The following is a 16,794-nucleotide window of genomic DNA, read 5'->3' as shown; positions in this document are numbered from 1 at the left end:
CTTGCCAAACACCGCTGTGGACACTCCTGTCAGGAGAGATCCCAAAAAAATCCCCAGGGATAATGCTCTTCGATCGACGATCGTGCGCTCGATCGAGCGGCTCGATAAATCATTCCTGTCAGCATCACGGGAATTTTGGTGGTTCGATTGCAGAAAGACACGGTGTGATGATCGCGTCATCGTCGTGATCCTCAGATTGTGACGATGGAATAGCGAGATACGGCGCTATTGAACGCGATCATCTCTCAATAGAAAATGAGGCCTACTCACGTTTCATTGAAGTTGCAGGCTGCACGCTTAGTCGAAGAGGATCGTCACTCCGGCATGCGCGACAAGGCGCGCCTCTAAATGCTGTCCCAGTGCCGCGCCAGCCGTGAGCGCGCCGCCGCGCTTCCGTGCCATGTACCGCAGGCAAATGGCGGTTTCGGCCAACATCTTGCTCGTCGATCCGTAGCCGGGGTCCCCCACGCCATGCATCATCATGCGCATGCGATCGGCGCCTGCGGTTTCCCCATAGAAAAGAATGGTCCAAGATCCGGCATCGCGTGTCGCCGCATCCGGACCTTCACCCGGGGCGGGCATGTCCTGCAGTTCCAGAAGCGAGGGCATTTTGGCGATGGCTTCCGCCAACATTCGACCAGCCGGGCCATTTCCGGCTCGTATACGCTCATCATAGATGAAGTCGCGGCCCCAGGGATGGCCGAGCAAGGCGGCTGTTCGATGTACGTTGGGCACGTTGATGAAGCTCATCATGAACGGGGCGGTCCACTCCTTGATCACAGGATCATAGGTGACCGGATTGCAGTCAATCACAGGTCCGCGGAAGCCGGGCGTCAAGCTGAACGGGTTCGCGAGCAGGGCGGCGACTTGCCGATTGTTGTGGGCGCGCTCAAGGTTGCCCCGCAGGCTGGCCAGCGTTCCCCCGGAAAGTGGAGGCGGTTCGGCTGGATACCGATAGCCGATGTGCCTGAGCGGCATGTTGAACCGAGACATTGCTTGGCGTTGCATGGCCATGACGCCAATTTCCGACGGCACCGAGTCAAACCCGCAAGAGAAAAGAAGGCGGGCGCCGGTGCGCTCTGCGCAAGCTCCTTGTTCGTGGATCATGCCCAGGATCCAGTCCGGCTCGGCGCTCAGGTCACAATAATCCGTTCCTGCCTCTGCGCAGGCCTGCACTAACGGCGAACCCTGAGCGTGATAGGGACCGACGGTGGACACGATCACATGGGCGCTGCGAGCTAGCTTCCTCAGCGAAGCCGGGTCGGCCGCATCCGCGGTTAGCGCCGCGACCTTTTCTCCACCGACTGCCTCGCGCAGCCGTTGGAGCTTTTCTGCGTTGCGGCCGACAGCGGCGAGACGAAGCTGGTCTCCATAGTATTTAATGAGGTATTGCAAAACTAGACTTCCGGTAAAACCGGTCGCGCCGAATACAGCAATATCAATCGAGCGCTCATTCATTCGCACTTCCTTTCCCGATTGCGATATCGGCATGGCTGCGAATAGAAAATGAAAACTAAATCATACTGCAATGAATGGTTATCATCTGGTGAGTTGCAATAAATTTGTGTAAATGACTAGTTAAGTTTGGAGGGGGGTGGATGAGGGGGCAGCCGAACTGTATTGAGCCGGGGACGGTTTGGATGCTTCGAAGGAAGCGAAGCGCGATCCGTAGCGCGGTGGATTGGCTGTGGGACGGTTCCGACAAGATATTTCAGTGTCATGCCACGCCACCAGATGTGCGCGGGCTCATTATGGACCCGCATGTGCCACCACAAATAAATGTCGGCCGACGGCAGGTGGAGCGGGGGAGGAACGGCAATGATCTTGCCTGCGCAAACGGCGTCGTGGACATGCCAGTAGGGGATGGTCGCGATCAGATCGGAGCTCTCGACATATTTAACCACGGCGGCGGCACTGGTCACCGTCAGCATCACGCGCCGGGGCTTGCCCATACTTTCCAACGTACGGTCGATCAGACCAGGCCCCTGACTGGGGAGACGGAGGAGGATATGATCAAGTTGGGCAAATCGGGTGAGGTCGAGCGAGCCTTCCTGCGCGGCTGGATGATCGGGCCGCATGATGCACACGAACCGGTCCGCAGCCGCTGTGACACGCATCGTATCGTGATCGAGCCCTAAGAACTTCTCCAGATGACCATAAGTCAGCACCAGATCGATTTCGCCGGAGGCAAGCTGCTCCTTCAACGGACCGTTGACGCCGAACAGGCTCATGCCCACGCGGGGGGCGACATCACGTGTTTTCGACACGAGCGCGCGGAGCTGCTCCAACAGAAAATCCGTCGATGCCAGCGAGAATTGCCGCTCGGACGTCGCCGGATCGAATATCGCATCCTCGACAAGGACATTTTCCAAGTCGATCAACGCGCGTTGTAGCTTGGGTTGTATCGCCAAGGCGCGGGGCGTGGCGGTGAGACCTCCCGCGTGGCGTACAAACAGCTGATCGCCGAAGCGGAGACGAAGGGCGGACAGCGAATGGCTGACTGCCGATGGCGTGACGCCCAGGGCGCTAGCGGCTCGCGTGACGCTGCCATGTTCCAGCAGTGCGTTCATGACGCGTAATAGCCGCAGATCGAGGTCGGTCAGCTGTCCGTTCGTCATATCTACCCTAATCACCGGCGCGACACGCGCGTCTCCGGACAGCAGGGGCGGTCGTTGTTCTCCCGACCCTGTTGCGTTGCAGCACTCGGCGGCATTTGGGCAGAGGTCGGTCTTAAAGCAATTGAGGCGAGCTAACGCGCGACTGAAGCAGGATCAGGCCCGTTTTGAACAAAATTTCAAGGTTTTGGCACAATGGGGTCGTCGTGGCGGCCTGGCCTCAATCTGCGCGAACGAGGGGCGACCTGCATTTATCCTATCCTGAACCTAGGGTTGAGACGCCGCAGTCTTGGGCTCTGGTGGGCTGAAATGCTGCTGAAAGATCGTCATGACGCCATGTTGGTAAATCATGTGGAAAGGACGCGGCGTGCTTCGATCAACCGGCTGCTCAGGTTGATGCCACGCCCGTGCTCCGGCGCATCAATGCGGGCAAACTGCCCCCACGACGCAGAGATGCGCTGGTCGGGGGGCACATCTTCATTGAAGAAAGTCGGCCAGCAGCGTGTTGATGTCGGGCCCTGCTTCCTGCGGCAACAAATGGCCGGCATGCGGGAGGGAGAGGAAGCGGCTGCCTATCGTCTCTGCCATCGAGGCTACTCTGGCCGGCGCAAGGGCACGGTCGTCCATTCCTGCCATGCACAGGATCGGCGTCTCCAGCGTCTTCAGATCCGCAAGTGCATCGCGCCGGTTAAAAATGAGGTGACCGATCGGCGCGACACTGTCCCTCAGGCGGTCTGCTCGCCAGCCCTCCAGCCGACCGCGATGTGCATCGACAATATGGGGTGCGCTGGTTTGAAACGCCTCGGAATAGAATAGTGAGACGAGGCTGTTGGCCAGTTCGGGTGCAATTTTACCAGTGTCGCCAATGGTGTCTACGACGGCCAAATAGGCGTCGCGCGAGGCCGGCGGCTCCGCGCCGAGCGAGGTGGCCATCAAGATCAAAGCGGATACGCGTTCCGGAGCCAGCAAGGCGAGCTCGCCGGCCCACAGTCCCCCGAGAGAAAAGCCGATCAATGCTGCTTTCTTCACGTCCAGGCTGTCCAGCACCGCCAGATGCTGGCGTGCCAGATCGACCATGCTGCTTGTGCCCTTCGGAAGCCGAGCGGAAAGACCGTGGCCCCACATGTCGGGTGCGATGATGCGGAATCTTCTCGACAGTGCGTTAATCTGTTCCGACCACATGGCCGCGTCGCACAACCATCCATGGCCGAGGAATACGGCCGGTCCCGAGCCGACGTCTATGACGCTCATGACAGAACCGGAAAGTTCAACGAATCTTCTGGGGAAGTTCATTCTGGCCTCTGCAAGATGGTCGAAAGCGAGATTGCGCAGGCCCGATCAGCATTGAGCAATTAAAGCCGCGGACAGGCCTCACGTCGCTATTTCCGTCTTCGGGAAGGCAGCATAGGATCAGCATGCTGTCATGCTCTTGGGGCGCTGAGGGGCGCTATCGGGCCTCAGCGATTATTTCCGCAAGCCGGCTGTGTTCAAGCGCAGCTGAGGCCAGCTCACGTACGTTCGCGTAGGAACCATGGTAATCATTCGCCCGTGCACGGGCGCCGGCGAACTTTCTAAATCTCGCCGTGATGCCGGCTGCTGCTGATCCAGGACGAACAAAGGAGCTTGTTGGGTGCCCAAAGGAAAGTTGGCTCGGCGCGGTGCTGGTGTTGCCTTGCGGGCCGTCGCATCTGCTTTGCTGATCAGCATGGCGTGTGCGCCAGTGGCGGCGGTATCGACGGACGGCCCTTCCATCGATACGCTCTATTCCGACGCCACCATCATCGATGGAACGGGATCGCCGCCGAAGCCCCATCAGGATATCTTGGTCAACGGCGAACGCATTGTCGCCATTGGTGCGCATGGCTCGATTGCCCGCGGCGGCAATGCCCGCCAAGTCGATGTCTCCCAGCGCTTCATCATTCCGGGCCTGATCGACAGCCATGTTCATCTCGAGACCCCGCCAGATAATGCTGTTGCCAAGGCTATGTTGCGACGTGATCTGTATGGCGGTGTAACGGCCGTGCGGGACATGGCCGACGATCTGCGTCCGGTCGGCGAGTTGAAGCGCGAGGCTCTGGTCGGAGAGATTCCTGCACCGGATATCTTTTACGCAGCGCTGGTCGCGGGGCCACCCTTCTTCGGGGACGAGCGCGTGATCGCCGAGAGTCGGGGCGTTGTCCCAGGCACTGCACCCTGGATGCAAGCCATCGGCACGCATGCTGACATCGGTCAAGCGATCACGCTAGCGCGCGGCACCTCTGCCACCGCAATCAAGATCTACGCCGATTTATCGCCGGAGCAGGTAGGCGCGCTGACCCGCGAGGCGCATCGTCAACATATGCTCGTATGGGCCCACGGTGCGGTGTTTCCGGCCAGACCCGCCGATGTGATTGGGGCAGGCGTGGATGTGGTCAGTCATGCTTGCTACCTCGCCTATCAGGCGTTCCCCAAAATGCCGGCGGCTTATGAAGATCATACGCCGGTACCGGATGCGTTGATTGCCACCAAAGGCGACGATCCTGTCCTGGCCGGGCTTTTTCGGGAGATGAAGCGGCGCGGCGAGATATTGGATGCCACCGGGCGCGTCTTCGTGGCCTACGAACAGGCCTTCAAGGCGGATCCCACCCATCGGCCTGCCCGTTGCACGGGAGCCGTGGCTACGCGCATCACCGCACAAGCGTGGCGGGCAGGGCTCGCCATCTCAACCGGCACCGACAACACGGCCGCACCCAGCCAGGATTGGCCCGAAGTGCATGACGAACTGCTGTTTCTTGCGCGCGATGTCGGCATGCCACCTCTTCAGGTCTTGCACTCTGCAACGTTGGTCGGGGCAGAGGCGGCCGGTCAGGCTGCGGATATGGGCTCCCTGGCAACGGGCAAGCTAGCCAATTTCGTGGTTCTGCGTGCTGATCCATCGGTGGACATTCGGAACATTCGAAGCATCCAAATGACGGTGAAGCGCGGCCGACAATATCTTCGTAGCGCCTATGTTCCGACCACCCGAGCTGAAATGAGAACAGACGATGGTCTGGTCAGCATTCCGGCCGCCGAATGGGCCGTTCCTGGACAGCCTGCGTCTGCTCAATAGTGCCCGTTGGCGGTCTGCCGCCCGGTGGGCCCGCAGGTCGCTGACAAAAAGGGGCATCGCGGGGGCAGCCCGCGAGGCCCAGCACGGATCTAGGAAGGCTCAAGCTGCGTGATGAAAGGCGGCGTTCAGGCCGTTCCAACGGCTGTTATTCCCAACTGCCTCCAACGCTCCGCTTTGGGAGTGGCGACGGAACAAGAGGTCAGGGCGTCCCGCCAGTTGCCACGCTTTTACGACCTGGCCGTCCGGACAGCGGACCAAAGTGCCAGCCGTTACATAACATCCTGCCTCGACGACGCAGTCATCGCCCAGCGCAATGCCCACACCCGAATTTGCACCGAGAAGGCAGCGTTTTCCGATCGAAACAATCTGGCGCCCACCACCGGAGGTCACGCCCATCAATGACGCGCCACCGCCGACATCGGTTTCCGCGCCGACCACTACCCCGATGCTGATGCGGCCCTCGACCATGCAGCGGCCGAGCGTGCCGGCGTTGAAGCCACAGGCACCTTCCGGCGTAAGGGTTGTTCCCGGCGAGAGATAGGCGCCTAGCAATACACGCAGGCCGTCGGCAATGATCACGCCTTCAGGCCAAACATAATCCAGCATCGGCGGCACCGGGAAGATGCTGCGAACGTGAAGCGGAATGCCGGCGGCGCGAGCACGTGCCATGATGCGTGGCAATTCGGCATGGCAACACGGTCCGGCTGAGGTCCATGCGACGTCCTGTCGCAGGGTCGTGAGCAGCCCGTCGAGGTTGATTGTATTGGGCGCGACCAGCCTATGGCTCAGCAGGTGCAGCCTCAAGAAAGCATCCGCGCTGCCGAATATGGCGCCATCCAGATCTTCGATCGAGACCGTTATGCCGACGCGCCGGACGTTGCGTATCGGATCATAGCCGATCGCGCCCGCATAGACGTCGCTCAGCGCGTCAATTTCGTCGCCATTGCTGTCCGGGACTCGCTGCTCGCTCGGCAGCCCTTCGCCCAGACGCGGGGTGGGGAACCAACAATCGAGGATGCCACCGACACTGTCGATTGTTGCTACGCCAAAGGCGGTCGCGCTTACGCTCACCGGCTGCTCCAATAATACGCGCCCCGTGGCTTTGGGTATAACCGCGTAACACGTCATTGCAGCTTGGCTCTGCTCAGGCAGTCATGAAGTCTTCTCATTTTGGGATCTCGAGAAGCGGCGGCGCCATCTGGCCGGGCGAGTTCTAGCTACGGCTAAATGCTGCCGTGACATCGGGCCGGGATTGGCGGAGCCGCATGCAGGTCGAGATGCGTTCCATGCCAAGATCGTAGCTGGCTTTGAGCCCGGCATGTCTGGATGCGTTCTGCCGAAAAGCTTTGCTGAACAGATCCGCCTGATCGGCGGAACAGCCATATCGGCTGGTCCGCATGAGAAATTCCAGTTCTGCGCCGTCCTTGAAAGTGCCGATACGCGCGGCGATCCAGCGAAGCGCCTGAGTGCGGCCAGTTTCCCGTTCGCTGAGACTTATCAGGATATGCCAGCGATCGAAGAAGGTGAGCGCCGGATCGGTAAGATGATCGAGCAGCCACGTGGTTGCAGCATCATCGGCGCCTTCGCCCAGCGCATAGCTGAGCACCTCCGACGGCCCTCGCTTCGAAAGCAATATTGCAAATAGCTGAGGGGTCCGCGCGGTGGGATCTGCGTGCAGATATGCTGCGTAAGCGGGTATCTCCAGTCCAGGCTGGAGGCTTGCCGGCTTCCCAGCAATATCGTCCTCGGCTGTCTTCGCCAGAAGGGCTTGCACGTCCGGGTCATTCCCTTCGCTCGCCAGCAGGCGTAGCAGCTCCGCGCGGAGCTTCTGACGTTCGGGCGTGTCGTTGCCCGAAGATGGGCCGTCTTTGACAAGCGCATCGAGAACAGGGCGATAGGTTGTGCGAACCCAATTCTCATATTGACCCAATGCTGGTCCGCCGATGATCCCTTCGCTGTGAAGTTCGGAGAAACCTTTCGCGCCTTGCACCGCCGCGGGCGCAAAGGAGGATTTCGCCATCTTCTCGGCAGCCAGGATCAGCAGGTCTGCAGGCGTCTCTCCGGCGGCGAAGCCGGCCCAGAGACTGTCCGTGCTCATCAGCGCCTCGGCGGGCGCCATGGCCGGCATAGTGTGAATAAGCGCCTGCCAATCAGCCGCCGACAGCGCGAAGCGGTAATAGCCCTTGCCATCGGCATTCGGCATGATGTGCCGGACGTCTCGTTCAGCAATCTCGGTTGCGGGCTGGTCGAGCATCACGCAAGCATGGCGTAGATCGGTGCGGTAGCAGATCGGGATGGTCCAGCGCAGTGGTGGCAATTTGCCGCCCAGCAACGCATAGCGCGCCTGGCTCACCCGAAAACCGTCAGCAGTCCGTTCGAAGCGGACGATCGGCACGCCCGGCTGATCGACAAAGCTCGTCAACGCCGCCAATATCTTCGGATCATGTGCCGCGTGGGCAAGCGAGGCGAAGAAGTCCTGACTTTGCGCACTCTTGTTCGCGAACTTTTGCAGGTAGAAACGCAAGCCAGCGCGAAAACGGGCATCGCCCATATAATTGGCGACCATGGCCAAGACCTGGCTGCCTTTGCCGTAGGTGATTTCGTCGAAGAAGCCGTCCTGATCTTCACCGACAGGCATGTGCACGGGGTGGCTGGCCGACAGCTCGTCGAGCTTCATTCCGTCCAGGCCTTCCTGGGTCAATTGGGTGCCAATCTGGAGATCGGGTCGCCAGGCGTCGCCGATCGTGTAGCTCATCCAATTGGCAAAGCTCTCATTCAGCCAAAGATCGCTCCAGCTTCGCGGAGATACGAGATCGCCAAACCATTGATGCGAAAGTTCGTGTGAGACGTCGCGCACGAAGGCGGCCTGCGCCAGGGGCGACGCCGGATCGGCCGGCAGCAGCTCATCCTGGCCGTAAATGATCGCCCCCGCATTCTCCATTGCGCCGGACATCAAAGGGGAGGCAATCTGGTCGAGTTTAGCGAACGGATAGGGGCGGCCGATATAGGCCTCCAGCTGTGCGAGGATCGGTCCGGTCTGCGAAAGAGCCAACGCTTGTTTGCCGGCACCGTCTTGCGGCGAGATGATACGCAGCGGTAGCGGATGATGGCGCTGCGCGTCGGGCGCGATGGCGCCGGCGGACGTGGCGAACGGACCCACAGCAAGCGCCAGCAAATAGGTCGGCAGCGGCGGCGTGGGTGCGAACTGATGACGAACGAGCGGCCCCGCTGCGGTCTGTCGAACCTCAGGCGCGTTGCTCACAACGATCTGGCCAGGCGCGCTAGCGATCGAGAGCGTGAACGGCGTCTTGTAACGCGGCCGATCGAAGGCTGGGAACATGTAGCGCGCCAACCGGGATTCGAAGTGGGTCCAGGCGTACCAGCGGTCCCCGACCCGGGCATGGTACAGGCCGGCCAGTTCATCCTGAAAAGCCGCATCATAGTCCATCACCAGCGTCGCGCGGCCGTTGCGGGCAGGCCTGGACAAGTCGAGCTGTGCATGCCCGTCATCGTCGAGCTCGCGGTACGTCGCCGCTATGGTCGCCGCGCCTTGCCGAAGTGCCGCATGGCTGACATGCAGCTTATGTCCGTCAATGGCGATCGACCGGCCTCTGCCCCGCACCATCACGTCGATTTCGACATGGCCCTCAAAACGGGGCTGCTCCGGACGGATGGTGAGATCCAGCCGATAGCGTGAAGGTTGAACGGACAGCCCTTCCGCCACCGCGGCCGGCATGGCGTGTCCGGCCAGGAGGATTACGCAGCCCGTAAGCATAGCCTTGATCGGAGCGCTCTTAACGCGCGGACGAGCAGCAATCATCAAAGGCTTCCGGAAGATCACGATGGCAATGGGATCTCTATGATCTTCCCGGTCGATTTGCTAAGCTTTCCTCTGTATTGTTTCGAGAATTGCAAGCGTTGGCGGACGCTCGCACCTCACACCTCCTTACCTGCGACGGTCAGGAGTTGGACGGGATGCTGAAATGGGTGCCGGTTTGTGCGCCAATCGCAACAACGCGGGTCATGGCCTGATCGGGCGGTAAAGCTCCAAATGGTGCCGCTCGGTCTGCAGCCTCAACTGCGTCGAAGAATATTTCGTGAGCTCCGGAGGAAATACTCAGCATCCTGACCTGGTCAGGTCCCGGATTGTAGAAGCTGTGCTTCGTTCCCGGAGATGCCAGGATGACATCGCCGGTCCTGCAATGCTCAACCTGCTCAGGGTCGTTGCCCGAAGAGAAGATGATGGATCCCGACAATACGTAAAATGCCTCGGGATAGCCATGTACGTGAAGTGGCACGCCTTCACCCGGTTCAAGGGTTTGCTCGAAAAAGGAGAAAGCGCCGCCCGACTGCGAGCTCCGGACTTTCCAAGTAAGTGTCGCTCCAGCGACGGCGAAGTGCTGGCCATCGCCTGCGGCGACCTTGGTCAAGCCATGCGCATCATCGGTCATTTCATAATCCTCGGGTAATCGATCAGAAGGGAAGGGGGATCACTTTCTGTGGTTGCTCGGTCTCGACCAGCATTCCACCTCCACCTCGGCATTCAAGGCCAGGCCCGATGCGCCAAAGGCGCTCCGCGCCGGAAGATGCGCCGGGTCGAAATAGCCGGTATAGATCTCGTTGAACTTGCCCCAATTCTGCATGTTCGCCAGCATCACGGTGCATTTGAAGATATCCTGAGCGGTACCGCCGGCGTCGCGGTTCACCGCCATGATATTGTCCATGGCTTGGCGTACTTGCGGGCCGAACCCATCGACCAGTTTGCCCTGGCCGTCGGTGCCGATCTGGCCCGACATATAGAGAATGTTGTCGACCAAAACCGCATTGGAAAAAGGCCGACCGGCCGGGCCGGCGATGAAGGTCGGCCCACTCGGTGTGGTATGCGCCCGTGCCTTCACGACGGGCAACATCGAGAGCAGCAGCAATGCCGATCGCCCCAAGACTTTCTTCATAGATGAATCACCTCGAACCTCTATGGGGGTGGCGCCTACTGGAGCACGTTGAGCCAAGGGATTGATCCTTTCTCATACGCGGTGGACCCGGCTTCATCCGGAATTCCCGATCTTTCCTCTCGATGCGAGATAAAGAAGCTTTTTCGACGCGGCGTCGAAGGAGGTAAGATGGTACGGCGGCTATTCCCTCTGTGCATGCTGGCCATCGCGTTTGGATTGACGCCGCTGGCAGGCCGACTGTCAGCGCAGTCCGGCGATGAGGCGCGTTGGAGTACCCCCAGCGTCGGCGATGTGGTCAAGGTCCTACACCTCCGTTCCGCGATCGGTTTTGACCGCCTCCTTTACATGGCGCCGGCCCGTGCTCGCGGAACAATCGTCATGCTGCCCGGTGGAGACGGCAAGCTCGACCTGCAGAGTGACGGCCATATTCTCCATGGCGATAATTTTGTGGTGCGCACGCGCGCGCTCTGGAACAGCCAGGGCTACGGCGTGCTCATTCCTGACACGATCGATCATCTCAATCTTCGCGGCGAACGCAGTTCGCCAGATTATGCGCAGCTGATCAGCGCCGTCGTGGCGCTCGCCAAACGGGAAAATCCGGGCCCGGTGTTCCTGTTAGGCACCAGCCAAGGCTCGATCGCGGCTATGAACGGCGCGGCGCACGCGAAGCAAGGCGCCATCGCGGGTGTGGTCCTGACCGAGTCGGTCTCCGTCAAAGGCGGAAGCGGCGAGACCGTGTTCGACGCCGATCCAGGGGATGTGCATGTTCCGGCCCTGATCGTCGCTAATCGAGACGATCAATGCCGGGTGGCACCACCGGGGGCGGCGCGCCGGATCAGCGAAGCGCTACGCACAAGCCGCGACGTGCAGGTTCTGATAGTATCAGGCGGGCTTATACGATCAGCGAACGCGTGTGGTTCGCTGGCGCCGCACGGCTATTATGGGATCGAACGCAGCGTCGTCTCCGCCATCAGTCATTGGCTGGACCGTCACAGCTGAAGCCTCAACCGCAGATGAGCATCTTTCATTCGTGCCACGGTATGGAGAAGGGCAGGTTGCCTTTCCGTGCACATCGCAAGACGCTCGCAATTGAACCGGCTTCGAGCCAGCATGATCCTTGGCGGGTTGCTTGTGGTCATCGGCTGTCGGCCGCGCTCGGTTGAACAAGCTGGGCCGCAGGTAACGGCAACGCCGGAGTCGATCGCGTGGCGGGAAGGCGATGTCAATGCGGCATTCCGGGATGCGCGGCAAACGGGCAAGCCGATCCTGCTTTACTGGGGAGCGAAATGGTGCCCTCCGTGTCGTGCTCTCGAAGCGACCCATTTCCGGAACGCGTCCGTCGTCGCTGAGATGCGCCATTTCTTGCCTGTCCATCTGGATGGGGATGCGAAAGGCGCGCAGCGGTGGGGCGATCGCTTCCACATCGGGGGCTATCCCACGATCATCGTCCTTCGATCCGACGGTTCGGAAGTGATGCGGTTGTCCCGTGTCGCTGCACCTGCGCAATTTGCCGCGGCATTGCGGGCGATGGCGGCGCAGGCGGCGCCAATTAGCGCCTTGCTAGGGCAGGCGCTCGCCGACCCGGGAAAACTTACCCATGACCAGTGGGAAGCGATCGCCGCCTACGACTGGTTGGACACGAGCGGACGCTTCGCGGACCGGGCCGCAAACGCGCACATGCTTGAACGGCTCGCGGTGGTAGCGCCGGACCCAAAGCTGGCACGTCGTTTTGCAATCTATGCGCTGACGCCGCGCACGATTGCCGCAAGCACGACGCTGTCTGCGTCAGAACAGAGTGAGGTGTGGCAGATCCTGCCGGAGTTGATCGGCAGCGAGCAGGAGGTAAGCTCCAATCTGCCTTATCTCGGCTATGTCGCACCCCGCTTGATTGCGGCGCTGCCGCCTTCCCCCGCGCGCACCGCGCTAGGCAACCACTTGCTGCGCGTGTTGGACAAGGCAGCGGAGGATGAACAACTCGGCCTCGCAGATCGCGTGCGGACCCTTGATGCCGAGATCGTCTTAGCGAAAGCCGATAATGGGGGCCGTATTCCGGCGGCTGTGGTCGCCAGGATTTACCGGCGGATCGGGCAGGCGGAGCGGGCCGCACATACCCCCGCATTGCGGCAATCCGTACTTGAGGCGATTTCCGACATTCTAGTGGAAGCCGGCGACGCGCGGGAGGCAGCTCGTATACTCGGAAACGACCTCAGCCATGCTGCTGTGCCCGCTTATTATATGCGCGCGCTGGGGCAAATAGAGGCGCAGCGCGGCGATACGTTTCTCGCCGTACGATGGGCGCGGCGGGCCGCCGAGGCCGCCGTAGGTGAAGATAGCCGGCTTCGCTGGGCCATCGATTATTCCATGACTGCTATCAGGATGACTCCTACGGACGGGCCGGGCGTGAACGCGAGCGCGCGAACCGTTCTGGCGGCAGCGGCGCAAGGCAGAGGCAATTACTCGACAACCACGCGAGACCGAGTCGACGCCTGGCGCAAGGCCTATGCACGCTGGTGCCGAAGCTATAGTGCGACGTGCAGCTCATGAGAGCTAAAGCAGCCATGCCTGGCCTTGCGCTGCGCAGAAGGCTCATGAGGATGGCATTGCGCCTGCGTGTTTGAACAGCCGGCATAAGCGACGGCAATCATGCCGGCGGGTGTGGAGAACTCCGTTCAAGCATGCAGATGCTCATCATAGAGCGCGACGAGGTGATCAACCGCCGGATCCACATATTCGGGCTTGTCATACATGTCGTAATGATCGGCGCCCTCGATGACGATGAAGTCTTTCCGGTTTCGCGCCCGCTCCCACAGGCTTTTGCCGGCCTCATGCGAAAAGGTCGTTCCAAGCTTGCCGCCGACGATGACCTGGATCGGCTGTACCAGCAATTCTTCCACCAGATGGAAGCCGTCATAGCCCAACAAAAGGGCGTCGCTCGTGAAGAGACGCTGGTTGGTTCGGTTGGGGTGATGACCGCGCGGCGTGAGGTAATAATCGATCGCGTTCAGAAGCGTGGGATCGGCGATGCCGGTCGCCTTCGCTTCTGCTTCGCTCGGCAGCCAGGCGTTGCGCTTGGGTTCCGCCCCACGCGCCTCTGCCGTGCGCTGCTTGCCGATCGCTGCCAACATCGTCTCCACTGCGTCGGCTTGTGGTTGCATGCGCCGAAATGCGGTGCCGAGATCGTTGGCAACAACCGTTCCAACGGCCTTGAACCGCCGTTCGATCAGCGCCGCATTGATGGCGTAGCCGCCGCCTGCGCAGATCCCGAGCAGGCCGATCCGCTCTTCATCGATGAAGGGCAGCGTCACCAGATAATCGACGGCGCACCGTATATCCTCGACACGAACGGCAGAATTTTCAGTATCGCGCGGCGTGCCACCGCTTTCGCCCTGGTAAGAGGGATCGAAGACGATGGTCACGTAGCCGCGTTCGGCAAGTTTCTCGCTGTAAACCGCGCCAGCCTGCTTCTTCACCGAACTCCCTGGCCCCACGACGACGATCGCCGGATAGCGACCATCCTCTTCGAAGCCAGGCGGCAGGCGCAGATGACCGACGATATCGCGCCCGTCATTCTGGAAGCGGGCACGGCGCAATTCGATGCTCATCTTGTTCTCCAAGTTTGAAGCAGGGATAGTTCAGGCTATGGCGCCACCATCAACGGTCAGCGTGGCCCCGGTGATGATGTCGGCTGCCGGGCTCGCAAGATAGGCGACGGCATTGCCGATCTCCTGCGGCTCGGCATAGCGACCCAGCGATGTAAGGCTTCGCTGGAAGTCGGCGGTTTCGCCGTCGGCCGGATTCGAATCCGTGTTTGTGGCACCCGGCTGGATTAGGTTGACGGTGATGCCGCGAGGGCCAAGTTCACGCGAAAGCCCGCGCGTGAACGACGTAAGGGCCGCCTTCGACATCGCGTAGAGCGTTGTGCCCGGAAAGGGAACGCGCTCACCCAGCGCAGAGCCGATCGTGATGATGCGACCGCCGCTGCCGAGGTGAGGAATGACAGCCTTCGCAAACAGGACCGGGGCTCGCACGTTGACGTCCATGACATGCTGATAGGAATCCAGATCGATGTCGGCGATCAGGCCGGCGTGGCCGACTGCGGCACTGTTCACCAGGATGTCGATACCGCCCAGCGACGACATGGCCTCGCCGACCGATCGCGCGATAGCGTTCGGATCGGCGCTGTCGGCTTGGATAGCCACGGCGCGTCGTTCCACATTCTCGATCGATGTGGCAGTCGCACGCGCCCTTTCCACTGCATTGTTATAGGTAAATGCCACATCTGCGCCGTTCTCGGCCAGAGACAAGGCAATAGCCGCGCCGATCCCACGAGATCCGCCGGTTACGAGGGCGCGCTTTCCTTCAAGATTGACCATAGGAGCACCTTGTTGATTATGTCTGGTGTTAGCTCTGACGCCTCCACGATGTGGCGCGTCCAAGCCGGTGTCTCCGGAAATAGGCGGAAGGGCGGATCTCCGTTATCGTCGGAACGGGCGAAACTGTGTCGCGCGGAGGGGAACATGCGTTCGGCTCGCGCAAACGGGTGAGCCAAAACTTTGGTGCTGGTGCGCCTAAAAGCGGTAGGAGAGCGTGAGGCCGCCAAGCGGCTGCCAGCGACGCCCCTGGTCGGTGACCGGGCTGTCTGCCGCATCGCCGATCAGGTAGGATGCGCCAAGCCGGCCGATCACCCCGAAATGTCGATTGAAATAGTAACCCGCGGTCAGCCCGGCGCCGACGTCCCGAAAGCCGGATCCCGGACGGTAAACGGGAAGGCCGCTGCGCGTTGCGTCCGCAGGCGTGATCCCGAAATAGGTGCGGTTATAGTTGCTGTCCGCCCAGCTCGCCTGGACATCGACCGAGAGGAAGGTGTCCCGCGTCCGAACCGGCGCGTAACTCACGCTTCCCGTAGCGATCAGGCCGTCATAGGTTTGTGATACGTCATGGACGACGGTGAGCTCGGTCTGGATCGCGCCCTGGCCGAGCGCGTCGCCACCGAAGCGGTAGCCGACATAGCCGCCGGCCTCGATCGCGGTGCCGATTGTTGGCAGCAGACCGACCGGCCCGTCGACGTCGTTGCGGGCACGCCGCACGCCCAGAACCGGGCCGATAGAGAGCCGCGGGTCAGATGCCAGGTCGACACGCGCGCGCAAGCCGCGCAGTTCCAATGTCACGCCGCGATAGCGTACGTCGCCGAGGAAGAAGGGAATGGCGCGTAGCTCGTCCGATCCGTCATAGCGCGGCGCAAGGCCGACGCCGACCGCGATCTGGCCATGAGGTGTGTTGCTGGAGGGCACATCTTGGGCCTGCGCGCTAACAGAAAGAAGCGCGGCACAAGGGATCGTTATACGCAGCAGGTGGCGCATCGCGGGCAATCCTTTCAGATAGGGACGTGGGGCGGCATGGGGCGCGCGCCTGCAAGCCGAGGGTCCTACGGTGACGGCGAGCATGCTTGCGCAGCGTCAAGCTGCTGCGAGACGCGGTCGAGAATATAAGATCAGTCTGGCGGTGATCAGGCTGGTATCGCAGTTGCGACACTGACCCCAAGTCTACCGTCGAAGAATGGGGATAAGAGAATGAAGCGCGGATAAATGTAAATAAGCCGCCATCCTCGGGAATTGTTGCTGAAAGATTGCAAAATATTGCTGACGCTTCTTATTTGTTTCCCAGTTGACGTCTTGGAAGCAGATGACATAATTGAATTCCTCGCTTGATCTGGCACGCTCAAGCTAGAAGGATCGGTCGATGACCAGAATGGCGAATACCGCAGAAATCTTGCCTTTTCCTACAGGGGGCGTGGATGGCCGCCTGTTCAAGGCGCCGCCCGCTTTGATGACGGCCGCGCTGGAGCTGATGGAATCGCGTGGAGGCGGGCAGGGACGGTTTGAGACCGGAATGCCGGGCGTCTTTCTCGTGCGGTCGTTCCAGACGATCATGCCCGTACCCAATATGTACCGACCGTCGCTCTGCATCGTATTCAAGGGCGCCAAGCAGATCATGTTCGGCGGCGTCACGCTCGATTATGCCGAGATGGAATGCCTGATCGTCAACGTCGAGCTTCCGGCGATCGGGCGCATGGTCGGCGCCAGTCCGGAGACACCCTATCTGGGCATGACGATCGAGTTTGACACGGCCATTCTGCGCG

The 16,794-nt window shown here is 60.9% G+C and carries 14 protein-coding genes; 4 read left to right on the top strand and 10 right to left on the bottom strand.

The features are described 5' to 3' along the window. Positions 1-297: 297 nt before the first annotated feature. The 3 genes from ACOJSI_RS10910 to ACOJSI_RS10900 all read right to left on the bottom strand — a co-directional run bounded on the left by ACOJSI_RS10910 (position 298) and on the right by ACOJSI_RS10900 (position 3,908). The gene (locus ACOJSI_RS10910) at positions 298-1,458 is read right to left on the bottom strand and encodes a saccharopine dehydrogenase family protein (RefSeq protein WP_420138316.1); all 1,161 of its coding nucleotides are present in this window, start codon (positions 1,456-1,458) and stop codon (positions 298-300) included. 116 nt (positions 1,459-1,574) lie between these two features. Then, a complete protein-coding gene (locus tag ACOJSI_RS10905; RefSeq protein WP_420138315.1) occupies positions 1,575-2,618 on the bottom strand; it encodes a LysR family transcriptional regulator in 1,044 nt (347 codons plus the stop codon). 474 nt (positions 2,619-3,092) lie between these two features. After that, positions 3,093-3,908, bottom strand: coding sequence for an alpha/beta fold hydrolase (locus ACOJSI_RS10900; protein WP_420138314.1), 816 nt, complete (start codon positions 3,906-3,908; stop codon positions 3,093-3,095). A gap of 400 nt (positions 3,909-4,308) precedes the next feature. Between ACOJSI_RS10900 and ACOJSI_RS10895 the strand changes: the two genes are divergently transcribed. Continuing rightward, complete coding sequence (locus ACOJSI_RS10895) at positions 4,309-5,703, top strand: amidohydrolase family protein (protein WP_420138313.1); 1,395 nt, start codon at positions 4,309-4,311, stop codon at positions 5,701-5,703. A 99-nt stretch (positions 5,704-5,802) separates the two neighbouring features. Here the strand turns inward: ACOJSI_RS10895 and ACOJSI_RS10890 are convergent, their stop codons facing one another. From ACOJSI_RS10890 to ACOJSI_RS10875, 4 genes are all read right to left on the bottom strand, one after another. Then, positions 5,803-6,774 (bottom strand): DapH/DapD/GlmU-related protein, encoded by a 972-nt coding sequence (locus ACOJSI_RS10890; RefSeq protein ID WP_420138312.1) that lies wholly within the window; start codon positions 6,772-6,774, stop codon positions 5,803-5,805. Positions 6,775-6,916: 142 nt separating this feature from the next. Then, a complete protein-coding gene (locus ACOJSI_RS10885; protein WP_420138311.1) occupies positions 6,917-9,478 on the bottom strand; it encodes a M1 family aminopeptidase in 2,562 nt (853 codons plus the stop codon). A 184-nt stretch (positions 9,479-9,662) separates the two neighbouring features. Next, positions 9,663-10,154, bottom strand: a complete 492-nt coding sequence (locus ACOJSI_RS10880; protein WP_420138310.1) for a cupin domain-containing protein — start codon at positions 10,152-10,154, stop codon at positions 9,663-9,665. A 39-nt stretch (positions 10,155-10,193) separates the two neighbouring features. Next, the gene (locus ACOJSI_RS10875) at positions 10,194-10,655 is read right to left on the bottom strand and encodes a RidA family protein (RefSeq protein ID WP_420138309.1); all 462 of its coding nucleotides are present in this window, start codon (positions 10,653-10,655) and stop codon (positions 10,194-10,196) included. A gap of 168 nt (positions 10,656-10,823) precedes the next feature. Between ACOJSI_RS10875 and ACOJSI_RS10870 the strand changes: the two genes are divergently transcribed. Further along, entirely contained in the window at positions 10,824-11,654 is an 831-nt protein-coding gene (locus ACOJSI_RS10870) for an alpha/beta hydrolase (protein ID WP_420138308.1), read from the top strand. A 111-nt stretch (positions 11,655-11,765) separates the two neighbouring features. Continuing rightward, on the top strand, positions 11,766-13,199 hold the full coding sequence (locus tag ACOJSI_RS10865) for a thioredoxin family protein (protein WP_420138361.1): 1,434 nt from the start codon (positions 11,766-11,768) through the stop codon (positions 13,197-13,199). 125 nt (positions 13,200-13,324) lie between these two features. Here ACOJSI_RS10865 and ACOJSI_RS10860 read toward each other — a convergent pair whose 3' ends face one another. The 3 genes from ACOJSI_RS10860 to ACOJSI_RS10850 form a co-directional block, all read right to left on the bottom strand. Then, entirely contained in the window at positions 13,325-14,257 is a 933-nt protein-coding gene (locus tag ACOJSI_RS10860) for an alpha/beta hydrolase (RefSeq protein ID WP_420138307.1), read from the bottom strand. Positions 14,258-14,287: 30 nt separating this feature from the next. Next, complete coding sequence (locus tag ACOJSI_RS10855) at positions 14,288-15,091, bottom strand: SDR family NAD(P)-dependent oxidoreductase (RefSeq protein WP_420138306.1); 804 nt, start codon at positions 15,089-15,091, stop codon at positions 14,288-14,290. Between the two features lie 132 nt (positions 15,092-15,223). Beyond that, positions 15,224-16,015: a MipA/OmpV family protein gene (locus ACOJSI_RS10850; RefSeq protein WP_420138305.1), complete on the bottom strand. Its 792-nt coding sequence runs from the start codon at positions 16,013-16,015 to the stop codon at positions 15,224-15,226. Between the two features lie 379 nt (positions 16,016-16,394). On the opposite strand from ACOJSI_RS10850, the gene ACOJSI_RS10845 reads away from it, so the two are divergent. Further along, the coding region (locus tag ACOJSI_RS10845; protein WP_420138304.1) for an AraC family transcriptional regulator at positions 16,395-16,794 on the top strand (400 nt) is incomplete at its 3' end.

Origin of the sequence: Sphingomonas sp., assembly GCF_048595155.1 — a bacterium.
GTDB lineage: Bacteria > Pseudomonadota > Alphaproteobacteria > Sphingomonadales > Sphingomonadaceae > Sphingomonas_I.
This window is presented reverse-complemented; position numbering and strand designations above follow the sequence as displayed.

Excerpts from the sequence above, each read along its gene's own strand:
- ACOJSI_RS10900 (WP_420138314.1), bottom strand. The coding sequence starts at position 3,908 with ATGAACTTCCCCAGAAGATTCGTTGAACTTTCCGGTTCTGTCATGAGC.
- ACOJSI_RS10875 (WP_420138309.1), bottom strand. The coding sequence starts at position 10,655 with ATGAAGAAAGTCTTGGGGCGATCGGCATTGCTGCTGCTCTCGATGTTG.
- ACOJSI_RS10880 (WP_420138310.1), bottom strand. The coding sequence starts at position 10,154 with ATGACCGATGATGCGCATGGCTTGACCAAGGTCGCCGCAGGCGATGGC.
- ACOJSI_RS10860 (WP_420138307.1), bottom strand. The coding sequence starts at position 14,257 with ATGAGCATCGAATTGCGCCGTGCCCGCTTCCAGAATGACGGGCGCGAT.
- ACOJSI_RS10870 (WP_420138308.1), top strand. The coding sequence starts at position 10,824 with ATGGTACGGCGGCTATTCCCTCTGTGCATGCTGGCCATCGCGTTTGGA.
- ACOJSI_RS10865 (WP_420138361.1), top strand. The coding sequence starts at position 11,766 with ATGATCCTTGGCGGGTTGCTTGTGGTCATCGGCTGTCGGCCGCGCTCG.
- ACOJSI_RS10850 (WP_420138305.1), bottom strand. The coding sequence starts at position 16,015 with ATGCGCCACCTGCTGCGTATAACGATCCCTTGTGCCGCGCTTCTTTCT.
- ACOJSI_RS10910 (WP_420138316.1), bottom strand. The coding sequence starts at position 1,458 with ATGAATGAGCGCTCGATTGATATTGCTGTATTCGGCGCGACCGGTTTT.
- ACOJSI_RS10885 (WP_420138311.1), bottom strand. The coding sequence starts at position 9,478 with ATGCTTACGGGCTGCGTAATCCTCCTGGCCGGACACGCCATGCCGGCC.
- ACOJSI_RS10905 (WP_420138315.1), bottom strand. The coding sequence starts at position 2,618 with ATGACGAACGGACAGCTGACCGACCTCGATCTGCGGCTATTACGCGTC.